This is a genomic window from Cohnella endophytica (genome assembly GCF_003628305.1).
Classification (GTDB): Bacteria; Bacillota; Bacilli; order Paenibacillales; family Paenibacillaceae; genus Cohnella; species Cohnella endophytica.
Window position 1 is genome coordinate 70,234 of record NZ_RBZM01000014.1, and the last position, 11,896, is coordinate 82,129.

The 11,896-nt window shown below is 53.5% G+C and carries 10 protein-coding genes; all 10 read right to left on the minus strand.

What is annotated here, in order from left to right; translation table 11 throughout:
- Nucleotides 1-55 precede the first annotated feature (55 nt).
- The 10 genes from D7Z26_RS25250 to D7Z26_RS25295 all read right to left on the minus strand — a co-directional run bounded on the left by D7Z26_RS25250 (nt 56) and on the right by D7Z26_RS25295 (nt 11,827).
- The gene (locus tag D7Z26_RS25250) at nt 56-1,231 is read right to left on the minus strand and encodes a sugar ABC transporter permease (protein ID WP_120979810.1); all 1,176 of its coding nucleotides are present in this window, start codon (nt 1,229-1,231) and stop codon (nt 56-58) included.
- 14 nt (nt 1,232-1,245) lie between these two features.
- Nucleotides 1,246-2,766, minus strand: a complete 1,521-nt coding sequence (locus D7Z26_RS25255) for a sugar ABC transporter ATP-binding protein (protein ID WP_120979811.1) — start codon at nt 2,764-2,766, stop codon at nt 1,246-1,248.
- Nucleotides 2,767-2,861: 95 nt separating this feature from the next.
- A complete protein-coding gene (locus D7Z26_RS25260; protein WP_233567198.1) occupies nt 2,862-3,929 on the minus strand; it encodes a sugar ABC transporter substrate-binding protein in 1,068 nt (355 codons plus the stop codon).
- A 209-nt stretch (nt 3,930-4,138) separates the two neighbouring features.
- Nucleotides 4,139-5,254 (minus strand): D-xylose ABC transporter substrate-binding protein, encoded by a 1,116-nt coding sequence (gene xylF / locus D7Z26_RS25265; protein ID WP_120979813.1) that lies wholly within the window; start codon nt 5,252-5,254, stop codon nt 4,139-4,141.
- Nucleotides 5,255-5,299: 45 nt separating this feature from the next.
- Nucleotides 5,300-6,841: a response regulator gene (locus tag D7Z26_RS25270; RefSeq protein ID WP_120979814.1), complete on the minus strand. Its 1,542-nt coding sequence runs from the start codon at nt 6,839-6,841 to the stop codon at nt 5,300-5,302.
- Complete coding sequence (locus D7Z26_RS25275) at nt 6,816-8,282, minus strand: sensor histidine kinase (protein WP_120979815.1); 1,467 nt, start codon at nt 8,280-8,282, stop codon at nt 6,816-6,818. Before D7Z26_RS25275 ends, D7Z26_RS25270 begins: the two co-directional genes overlap by 26 nt.
- On the minus strand, nt 8,279-9,256 hold the full coding sequence (locus D7Z26_RS25280; RefSeq protein WP_120979816.1) for a substrate-binding domain-containing protein: 978 nt from the start codon (nt 9,254-9,256) through the stop codon (nt 8,279-8,281). The genes D7Z26_RS25275 and D7Z26_RS25280 overlap by 4 nt, the downstream gene beginning before the upstream one ends.
- Nucleotides 9,257-9,431: 175 nt before the next feature.
- Nucleotides 9,432-10,172: an IclR family transcriptional regulator gene (locus D7Z26_RS25285; protein ID WP_120979817.1), complete on the minus strand. Its 741-nt coding sequence runs from the start codon at nt 10,170-10,172 to the stop codon at nt 9,432-9,434.
- A 50-nt stretch (nt 10,173-10,222) separates the two neighbouring features.
- Nucleotides 10,223-10,861, minus strand: a complete 639-nt coding sequence (locus tag D7Z26_RS25290; protein WP_120979818.1) for an ABC transporter permease — start codon at nt 10,859-10,861, stop codon at nt 10,223-10,225.
- Between the two features lie 12 nt (nt 10,862-10,873).
- Complete coding sequence (locus tag D7Z26_RS25295) at nt 10,874-11,827, minus strand: ABC transporter ATP-binding protein (protein WP_120979819.1); 954 nt, start codon at nt 11,825-11,827, stop codon at nt 10,874-10,876.
- Between the last annotated feature and the right edge of the window lie 69 nt (nt 11,828-11,896).

Genomic DNA, 11,896 nt, shown 5'->3' on the forward strand with positions numbered 1-11,896 from the left:
AGAAAACCGCCGGTTCGCCCCCGGCGGTTCGATCGAACGTATAAGAGATGTGCGCTTACCCTCTTTTCTTGCGCGTCATGACGTCGAAGATGACTGCCGCCGCCAAGACGCCGCCGCGAATCATGTACTGATAGGAAATGCCGACGCCCAGCAAGTTCATGCCGCTTGTCAACGAAGCCATGACTAGCGCCCCGATGATCGATCCTGTGACTTTTCCAACGCCTCCGGCCGCGGATACGCCTCCGATATAAGCGGCCGCGATCGCGTCCAGTTCGAACAACGTACCCGCGGTCGTCGTCGCCGACTCCATCCGGGACGTGAACAGAATGCCGGATAATCCGGCGAGCATACCCATGGAACCGAATACGACGTACGTGATTTTCTTGACATTGATCCCGCTTAAATGCGCAGCTTCCGGATTGCTTCCCACGGCGTAAATATGCCGGCCGAGCACGGTTTTCGTCGTCAGGAAATGATACACGATGACGACGAACAGCATGATGATGACCGTCCAGGAAAATCCGTTGTAGCCGGCGATAATCCAGGTAATGTAAGCGATGATGGCCGATACGAAGATCAGTTCCAACGCGAAAATGCCTCGGGAGACAACATCGAATTTATACTTCAGCTTGTTTTTGCGGTTGGAAAAACGGGAGTAAATATAGAGCAAAATCGCAACTACGCCAACAATCAAAGACAGCAAGCTCAAGTCGTCCACTCTGGCGATCTCCGGAATGTATCCGTTGCCGATCGCATTGAAGTTATCGTCATCGATGACGATCGTCCCCGTCTCCTCGGTCACTTGCAGCAGCGCGCCTCTGAAGATGAGCATGCCCGCGAGCGACGCGACGAACGAAGGAATGCCGATCGAAGCAATCAGAACGCCGTTCAGCAGGCCAATCGCGATGCCCAGCACGAGAATGATCGGAATCGTCAAATAGAACGGAACGCCGGCCTGCGTCAGCAAGATCGCGGCGATCGCGCCCATGAATCCGGCTGCGAATCCGACGGACAGGTCGATATGTCGGATGACGATGACGAGCGTCATGCCGACGGCCAGCACCGCGATATACCCCGTGGCGTCCAGCAGGTTGCTGATGTTGCGGGAGGAAATGAACAGGCCGTCCGTCATGACCGAAAAAATCAGAATGATGACGAACAGGGCGATGTACATGCCGTATTCGCGAATATTTTGTTTGATCAGAGATTTTGCCCCATTGTAGAAATGCATCGTACCGGCTCCTCCTATTGCGTAGCAAGCTGCATAATTTTTTCCTGGTCCGCCTCGTCGATCGACAGCTCGCCCTTCACCTTGCCCTCGGCCATGATGTACACGCGGTCGCTCATGCCGAGCACTTCGCCGAGTTCGGACGAAATCATGATGATGCTTAATCCCTCGTCGATCAACTTGTTCATGATCGAGTAAATCTCGAATTTTGCCCCCACATCGATGCCCCGGGTCGGCTCATCCAGAATCAGCAATTTGGGGCCGACGAACAGCCATTTGCCGAGCGACACTTTCTGCTGGTTGCCGCCGCTGAGGTTGCCGACGATCTGCTCCACGGAAGGCGCCTTAATATTCATGGAGTCTTTGTAAACGTTGGCGGATTTGACTTCTTCGTTGTTGTTGATCCAGCCGTTGGAGGAAACCTTTCGCAGATTGGCGGTCGTAATGTTGTGCTTGATGTCTTGGATCAGGAACAACCCGTCGCCCTTGCGGTCTTCGGTAACGTAGGCGATCCCGGCTTTGATCGCATCGCTCGTATGCTTAAACGATACCGGATTTCCATCCATCCACAAGTCGCCTTGCAGTTTATAAGACTTCGGATTGCCGAAAATGCTAAGCGCCAGCTCCGTCCGCCCCGAGCCCATCAAGCCGGCGATGCCGACGATTTCTCCTTTTCTCACGTGCATGTTCGCGTCTGTCACGACGTTCCGGCCCGCCTGAGTATCGTAGGCGGTCCAGTTTTTAATTTCGAGAATGTTGTCGCCGAATTTTTTATTCAGTCTCTTCGGATAAATGTCTTCGATTTCGCGGCCGACCATGTTTTTGATAATGACGCTTTCGGAAATTTCGCCCTTTGATCCGTCGAGCGTACAGATCGTTCTACCGTCACGGAGAACGGTTACTTTATCGGCGATGGAAATGACTTCCTTCAGTTTGTGGGAGATCATGATGCTCGTAATGCCTTGATCTTTCAGTTCGCGCAACAGCTGCAGCAAGTTTTCGCTGTCGTTTTCGTTCAAGGCCGCCGTCGGTTCGTCCAAGATGAGCAGCTTGACGTCTTTGCTTAGCGCCTTGGCGATTTCCACGAGTTGCCGCTTGCCGACGCCCAAATCTTTAATCAGCGTTTCGGCGCCCACTTTCAGCTTCACTTTTTCCAGCATTTTTCTGGCCTGAACGATCGTCAGGTTCCAGTCGACGAGCGCGCCTCGTCTCACTTCATGACCCGCAAAGATGTTCTCGTAAACAGATAAATCAGGGAACAGCGCCAGCTCCTGGTAAATGATCGAGATTCCGGCCTCTACGCTGTCGCTGATTTTGCCGAACGCTTGAACGCTGCCTTCGAACACGATATCGCCCGTATACGTTCCGTATGGATACACGCCGCTGAGCACTTTCATCAGCGTCGATTTTCCTGCCCCGTTCTCGCCGACGAGGCAATGAATTTCTCCCCGCGCGACTTTAAAGCTGACGTCCGTAAGGGCTTTGACGCCTGTAAATTCTTTGGAGATATGATTCATCTCGAGTATGTTGTCGCTCATCGTTCGCACTCCTTAGCCAAGCAACTTAAACAATGGAGGAATAGCGATAGAAGAATCTATCGCTATTCCTCTCGAATGCTATGCGTTTTTGAGAATTACAGACCCTTGAAGTCTTTCGCTGCGTAGTAGCCGGAATCGATGATCTCTTTTTTCACGTTCTTTTTGTCGACGACGATGACTTTAGTCTGTTTGGCTTTGACCTTAATCTTGCCATTGTCGTATTCGCCTGTCGTTTGCGGCTTTTTGCCGTCCAGGATATTGACGGCCATGCCCATGGCGTCTTTGACGAGCGTACGAACGTCTTTGAACACCGTCATCGATTGCTTGCCGTCGATAATGGATTGGATGGATGCTTTCTCGGCGTCTTGACCCGTCACGACATAGCTGGTGATCTCCTTGTCGGAAGCGAATACGTCCGCGATGGCGCGGGCGGTACCGTCGTTCGGCGCAAGAATCAGAACGTTGCCTTTCGCGTCGGCAGCGGCCGCGGTCAAGTGCGTTTGCGCTTTGTTTTTCGCTTCGTTCGGATCCCAGTTTGTCGTGATCTGGCCGATGATTTTACTCATTTCTTTACGGGTTAGTTTGGCTTTGTCTTTCAAGGCGACGGCTTCGCTGGAGTTGGCGATTTTGAATGTGCCGTCTTTGATTTTCGGCTGCAGAACGTTCCATGCGCCTTCGAAGAACAGGAATGCGTTGTTGTCGGAAGCGGCGCCGGCGTAAAGGTACAACGGCTGGCCTTTGCCTTTCGCATGGTCGACCAGATACTTCGCTTGAGCCGCGCCTACCGCAATGCTGTCGAACGTAACGTAGTAGTCGACCGCGTCGGTTTTCGTGATCAGGCGGTCATAGGAGATGACCTTGATGCCTGCTTTTTTGGCGGCTTTCGCGGCAGCGGCTGCCGCATCGCCGTCTTGCGGGCAGATGATCAGCACTTTAATGCCTTTGTTAATCAGCGTTTCCACGTTTTCTTTCTCTTTGGCGGAAGAGCCTTGGCTGAACAAAATTTCCGTCGTGTATTTCGTGCCTTTAAGCGCATCTTTGAACCGTGCCTCGTCCTGCACCCACCTCGGCTCGTCTTTGGTCGGAAGGACGATTCCGATGCTTACTTTGCTCTTTGCGAAGGCTGTGGGGACCGCGGCAAAAAGTGCGATAATAACCAACATTGCAATAAATTTAAAACTTTTCATTTTTAAGGCTCCTTTCGGAAATGGAGGAAATAGGTAACAAGTCAAATATATCACCGTGAGGCTTGCTTGAAAGCGCTATACAATAGCATTCTTTTACGACCATCTATACTTTTTTAAACTGGCGGCTCGTACGTTAATAAAATAAGCCCGTCCGGGTAGCCCCGGCCGGGCTTCGTTCACGCTCGCTATTTCTTCTTCACATTTTTATACACATCAGCTCGCGAGTGGAATCCGTCGGCGATGATCGTTTCGTCGATGTTGGATTTGTTCACGGCGATCGGCTCAAGCAGTACGGACGGCACCTCGATTTTCCCGTTGTTCAGTTTCCGGTCCGCGTCCACGCTCTCGCCTTGCGCTAGCTTGACCGCAAGCTCGGCCGCCTTCTCGGCAAGGGCCTTGATCGGTTTGTACACGGTCATCGTCTGCGTGCCTTCGACGATGCGCTGGGCGCCCGCGAGGTCCGCGTCCTGTCCGGCCACCGGAATGCGTCCTGCGAGTCCGCGCTCCCCGAGCGCCTGAATGACGCCGCCCGCCGTCGCATCGTTCGCCGAAATGACCGCGTCGATCCGATCGCCGTTGGCGTGCAGCGCGTCCCTCATATTCCCCAGCGCGTTCGCCGGTGTCCAATCCTTCGTCCACTGATCGTATACGACTGTAATATCGCCCCTGTCGATCAAGGGCTGAAGGACGTTAAATACGCCTTTCTTGAACAAATGCGCGTTGTTGTCCGTTTCCGCGCCGCCGTTATAGACGTATTTGCCCTTCGGCACTAACGCCGTGATCGCCTTCGCTTGCAGCTCGCCGACCTTCTCGTTGTCGAAGGAGACGTACAAATCGACGTCAGCGTTCTTGATCAGCCGGTCGTAGGCGATGACCTTGATGCCGGACGAATGCGCCTTATTGATAATCGCCGCGGTCGCTTCGGCATTATGCGGAACGACGACGAGAATGTCGACGCCTTCGCTGATCATCGTCTCTGCCTGCGAGATTTGCTTCGCGTCGTCGCCGTTCGCCGCTTTGACGATCACTTCGGCGCCGAGCGCTTCCGCGGCAGCCCTGAATAGATCCCTATCCTTCTGCCAGCGTTCCTCAAGCAGAGTGTCCATGGAAAATCCGACCTTGATTTTCCGAACCGCGGTCGTTCCGCCCTCGCCCGGATCGCCGCTCTGCGTCGCCGGCGCGGCGTTCGAGGATGAAGGCTGCTCGAAGCCGGATTCTCCGCTTCCTTCGCACGCGGAGACGACGCATGCGAGAACAAGCAAAAGCGCTATCATGTTAACAAATCCGAAGCCCTGTTTCATACGCGTCTTTCCTCCTTCGCCGGTTATCGCCATGCGACAGGCCCGTTAACCTCTTTTGCCGAGAAGCGTCTTCCGGTACTCCGTCGGCGAGGCGTCGCACGTTTTTTTGAATACTTTGCTGAAATAATTCGGATCGTTGTAACCGACCTCGAACGTAATCTCCTTCAGGCTCCGCTCGGGATCGGCCATCAGCTTCTTCGCCTTCTCGATGCGGCATTCGGTCAGAAAATCGATATAGTTGACGCCAAGCTGATCCTTGAACATTTTGCTAATGTAGAACGGGCTTAAGCTAACTCGCTTGCCGATCGCCTCGAGCGAAATATCCTCGTGGGAATGCTCGAGGATATATTTCTTGATCCGCTGAATCGTATCCGGCTCGATCCGTTCGAGATGCTCCGCGAACGATTGCTGAATCCGGTCAAGCAGCAAGCCGGTTTCCGAACGCAGCTGGCGATAATCCTGCGACTGGAACGAGAACAGCGGCGTTTCCGCTTCGACGCCCATCTCGAGCAGCGCGCGTGCCGCGATCCATAGCAGCTCCAGCACGCGCTGCTGCGCCTGCAGCAAGTCCGCTCCCTCGTTCTCGAAGCGCCGAACATATTCCATGACGTCTGTCCGAAGCTGCTCCCAATGTCCGAGCCTGATCCTGTCGAATAGCCGCCTCTCCACCAGCTTCGCGGAATTCCCGTCCGAAGCGGCGCCAAGCACCGGCGTATCGGCATAGAAGCGATATTTGACGGGAAGCGTCGGATCCATGGAAGCGATCAGCGCCTCCTGATAGGATTGTCGAATTTGTTCCAGCGAGTCGCAGACGTTCCCGATGCCGACGAAAGAGCCTTGCGAGGCTTCCGGCTTCGCGGCGGCGAGCAGCTCCCTGGCAAAAGAAACCGCTTGGGAACGGAACGATTTAGTCGGATCTCGGAACGCGATGATCGGAATTTGCCTGCCGTACATCGCGCCGACCCAACCGCTGCCCGTCTCCCTGACCTTCGTCTTCACAGCCGAATACAAGCTTTCCGATCCGGCCGGCAACAGCATGATCATCGCGAACTTCTCGTTCGTCGGTGTCATGTCGAGCAAACCGACAAGCTCGTCCAAATGCACCTCGTGCACATGATCGAAAAGAAGCTGCGTGACGACGTCCGTCTCGACGACCGGCAGCATCTTCTTGAACGCATCCTTCTCGCGGCTTCTCGCCTCCCGCATCGCTCGTTCATCTTCGATCAGCTTGATCGTTTTGCCGACCGTCGCCACGATTTCGCTCGCTTTGCTCGGCTTGAGCAAGTAGTCCTTTACCCCGAGCTTGATCGCCTTGCGGGCATAATCGAACGTATCGTAAGCGGTGACCATGATGAACTTCATGTCGGGATATTCCGCGCCGATCCGCTCGACCGCTTCGATGCCGTTCATGCCCGGCATTTTGATATCCATCAGAATGAGATCGGGCTGAAACGTCTCCGCCATCTGAACTGCGATCTTTCCGTTCTTTGCCTGTTCGATGACGAGGTCGGGGAACCCCTTTTGCAATATCGCCTGCAGCCCTTCACGCTCGATCTGCTCGTCATCCACGATCAGAAGCTTTATCAACTTTCTCGACCGCCCTTGTTTTTGGTATGTTCAAAATGACCTTCGTACCGCCTCCGGGGAAGCTTTCTATATCGATAATTTGTTCTTCCGCATAAAACAACCGAAGCCGTTTGACGACATTGCTGAAACCGATTCCCGTCGAATGGCCTTCCGTCTCGACAGGATACTCCTTCAGGATCTGCATGATTTTCAGTTCAGGCATACCGGGACCATCATCCTCGATCTCGATCGTCACCCGATCCCCGCCGTCCGTGACGCGGAACCAAATTGTGCCGCCGTCTTCACTTGGCTCGATCGCATGAATGACGGCGTTCTCTATGATCGGCTGAAGCGTAAGACCGGGAATTTGCACGTAAAGGCACGATTCGTCGATCGAAACAAGAAATCGCAGCCGGTCCGTATATCGCGTTTTCTGGATTTCCATGTACATCTTCAACACTTTTGTTTCGTCGTAAAGCGTGACTGACCGGTCCAGCCGCTTCAGATTGTACCGCAGCAGTCCTGCGACGCTCGCGAGCAGGTCGCTCGTTTCCTCGGAACCTTCCAAATAGGCTTTCTTGGAAAGCGTATCGAGCGTATTGAACAGAAAGTGCGGATTGATCTGGCTCTGCAAGCTGCGAAGCTGGCTTTCCTGCAGCAGCAGCTTGCTCTGCTGCAGTTCGTTCTCGAGCTGGGCTTTCTGCTGGATTTCCGAGATCAGATTGTTGATGTTAATGCGCATGCGGTCGAACATTTTCGCGAGAAAGGAAATTTCGTCGTTCGATTGCACCTCGATCTGCAGATCGAACCGGCCCCGGGACAGCTCTTTGGCCGCCTGCGTCAGCTTCTGCACCGGATTCGTGATGCTGAGCGAGAACCAATAGGTGAACAGCATGAGGAGGAACGTAATGAGCAAGAGCAGCCAGATGCCCATCTTTTTCATTTCCGTGGACTGCTCGATAATGCCGCGATAAAATCGGTCGTACGTCTTCAACTCGGTGTCTAGCAGCGTCAATGTCATATCGGAAATATACTTGGAAATGCGCGTCGCCTCGGAGAACGCTTTCTCGGAATCCTCCGTTTCTTTCTCTGACCGGAACATCAGCGACCGATCCGTCGTTTCGACGAGGCTGTCGATCAGGTTCATGTAATTGGTCAGGGCAAAATCGTTGTCCGCGTTCCTCAGATCGATCACTTCGAGCCGCGCCTTGCGGATTTGCTCCTTGCTCCAGTCCAACTGCGCCAAATTCAATTTGTTGGGAGTTTGCAAATAGTTGTTCAACGCCGTAACCGTCATCTGGCTCGCGGTCGTCACTTCGTTCATCCGCAAATACCGCTGCAAAATATCGTTGTATTGATCCTGGGTTTTCTGGTTGTAATAGGTGAGCGTAATCCAAATAGCTACCATGATGAACAAGACGACCGCGGCGAGCGCCCATATTTTCTTCTGAATGCTATTCATCGCACGTCGCTGCCTTTCAGCATCCGAATGTCGGTCAAATAGCCGTCGGTATCGAGTGGGACCATTTTTCCGCTTAACCATTTAATCATAAGACTTACGCTGACCTTTCCCATCGTCTCGGGAGATTGCTCGATCATGCCGTCGATCTTGCCTTTTTTCAGTAGCTTCAACGTATCCTTGCTGTCGTCGAATGAATAAATATGGTACGGCTCGACCCGCGAACGTCTGCCGATTTCCTGGATCATCGCGTCGGCGAAGTTCGCGTTGACCGCTACGAACGCATTAACGTCCGGCGTTCGGTTCATTAAGTCCTGAGTAGCCGAAATAACCTCTTCTCTCGAATCCGGTGTTACGGCGTATTGCTTATGTACGTTCGGATAGTCTTTCAGCACGTCGTCGATGCCGCTTAACCGCTGCGTCTGGTAATATTCCGAGCGGCTGTCTCCGAGTAAAATGACGGTGCCGGACTTACCCATGTCGGCGATCAGTTGCCGTGCAATCATCTGCCCAGCCAAGAATTGATTGGATCCGACATACGTTCTTCTAAGGCTGTCGGCCATCGGTACATCGTTCGCCACCGTGATGATGGGGATGCCGTAAAACGCGGCTTTGATTTTCGTCAAGCTTTTGAATTCGTCCGTATCCAGCCCCTGCACGATAATGCCGTCCACTCTGGAATCGATGGCGATTTCGATTTTCTTGAGAAAGTCTTCCTGGTTTTTGCCGTAGCTTCCCCATACTTCGATGCTCGCGCCGGTTTTCCGAGCTTCTTCGATCGCTCCGGCTCCGACCTTGTCCCAGAACGGCGTTCCCAGCTCTTGCGTAATCAGCACGAGTCGGTATTGCGCTTGATCTTTGGCGGATGTGCGAGGCAATTGCCAATCGGAGCGAAACACTTTGGCGGCCGACGAGAACGTAAAATAAAATAGGACGACGCACGCGAAACCGATGAGGAAGATGACCGTCTTTCGCAAATGAATGTCTCCATTTCCCTATTAAGTTAATTCCATCATATCATCCGCTTGCGAATGTTCAACTAGATTCGTCTCGGTCTCTTAAATGAAAAATCCCCCTTATCGAGACATGCGGTTTGTTTCCGCATGCGTCGTCTAAGGAGGGCAGGTCCGAAAAAAACGGAACCGGCTTGTCTTAGGTGCCGGCGCCCAGCTTTTGCGAGATTTGCGCCGCCGTTTCCTTCAGGGCTTCTATAATGGAGGGTTTATTTTCCTCGTTGAGTCGATGCAAAGGCCCCGCGACCGAAAGACTGGCCGCTAGCCGGTTCTGCGTATCGAAGATAGGAGCGGCGATCGCGAACGCGTCGATATCGACCTCTCCTAACGTCAAGCAATAACCGGCTTCGCGAATGCCTTCCAATTGGGAACGCAAAGCTTCTTGATTCGTGCCGATATCGAACGATTCCAATAGCTCTCCGATCGTTTTCTCCGATTCGTAAGCCAGCAAGGTTTTGCCGGAGGCGCCGGAATGGAGCGGCAATACCCGGCCGTTCTCTATCGACAGCCGGATGAGCCGACGACTGGTCACATGTTCGATGCAGATCGCCTTGGTGCCCGTTCGGATGAAGAGCACGGTCGTTTCGTTCGTCTTGTTCGTTAGTTCCTCCATCAACGGCCGGGCGATTCCAAGCAATTCCCGTTCGATCTGCGAGGATAGGCTGCGAGCCAAATCGAAAATACGCAAGCCGAGTCCGATTTGCCCCCTGCCCTTTCGTTCGACGAATCCGTTCTTGATCAAGGTTTGAATAAAGCGGTATGCGGTACTTTCCGGGATCGCGACTTTCTCCGCGATTTCGCTAACCGTCATCATCGTGCGGGACTCCGCCAGCACGAACAATATATCGATAGCTCTGCCTAACGTCTGGGTTCCGTTCACTTTGCACCTCAGAAATCAACTTTATGAGAACGCATTCTATATTTATTATATCACAACGATCGTTCCCCTCGCGCGCGCGACAACGCGTATTTCTCGGCCGCGAGCAGCAGCTGGTTCACGAGAATCGCAAGCAAGGCCACGAATATCGTCCCCCAGATGATCTTGGGCGTGGAGTTCTGATATAAGCCTTCGAACAATATGACTCCCAGTCCTCCCGCGTTGACCCATGCGGCGATCGTGGCGATGCCGATTACCGATACGGATGCCACTCGCAGCCCTCCCAGAATGATCGGAAGCGCAAGCGGAAATTCGATGCGGAGGAACAGCAAACGCCCGTTCATTCCCATCCCCCTGCCTGCCTCGATGATCGAAGGATCGATCGATTGGAAGCCGGATATTACGCTTCGGACGAGAATAAGCTGACTGTACACCACGAGGGCGATAATGGCCGGCTTCATGCCCAACCCGACCCAAGGAATCAGTAAAGCGAACATGCCCAAGCTCGGAATGGCATAGATGATGCCGAGCGCGGCCATTACCGGGATGGAGGTACGCCGGTATTTCGACAACGCATATCCGACAGGCAAGGCAATCGCCATAGCGATCGCCAACGAGAGGAAAGTAAGCATGAAATGTTGCTTAAGCAGTCGGAACAAATCGTCATAGTGCCGGTTCCAATATTCCATCATTTGGCTTCGCTCCTATCCTTCGAATTTAAGGATATCCAGCGTAAGCTGGCCCACCGGCAAGCCGTCGGCATCCTCGACGAGAACGCGTCCCGAGCCCTGAACGAGCAACCGTTGCAGGACGTTACGCAAGCTCTCGTTCCCGCTTACCCTCGGTTCGCCTTCCCTGGGGGGTTCCGTCAAAGCAATCATCTTTTCCGAAGCGTTAATGAGCTGAAGCCTCAGGAATAAATCGTCGGTGCGAATCAATTGCTTCACGAATTCGTTGGCCGGCTTCGACACCATCCCGAGCGGCGTATCGTACTGCTGGATCGTCCCTTCGTTCATGACGACGACGCGGTCGCCGAGCTTTAAAGCTTCGTCCACGTCGTGCGTTACGAATAGCACCGTCTTGCCCAGCTTGCGCTGGATATCCAGGAAGTCGTCCTGAAGCTTCGTTCTCGTGATCGCGTCGATCGCGCCGAAAGGCTCATCCATTAGCAATATTTCCGGATCTCCCGCCATGGCCCGCGCGATTCCGACCCGTTGCTGTTGACCGCCGGATAATTGACGCGGGTAACGGTTCTTGAAATTCGTTGGCAGATGCACGAGCTCCATTAGCTCTTCGGTCCGCTTTTGCGTCTTCTGCCGGTCCCATCCGAGAATGTTCGGAACCGTCGCGATATTTTCCTCGATCGTCATATGCGGGAATAATCCGACTTGCTGAATCACGTAGCCGATGCTCTGACGCAGCTCGTTTACGGGTACTTCCCGGATATCTTTGCCGAATACCGACAGCTTGCCTCCCGACGGCTCGATAATGCGATTCACCATTTTGAGCAAGGTCGTTTTGCCGCATCCGGAAGCGCCTAGAATCGTAACGAAAGCGCCCTTCTCGATTGCTAGGCTCGTCTCGTTGACGGAAGGTTTAGACGCTTTGGGAAAAGTTTTCGTCACCTTGTCGAATACGATCGCGTGCTGTGCTGACATGATCAACAACTCCTCGCTAGTCAGGAAGCTTCCCCGAATGATCGGGGAAGCCCATGTAGGTCTATTGAA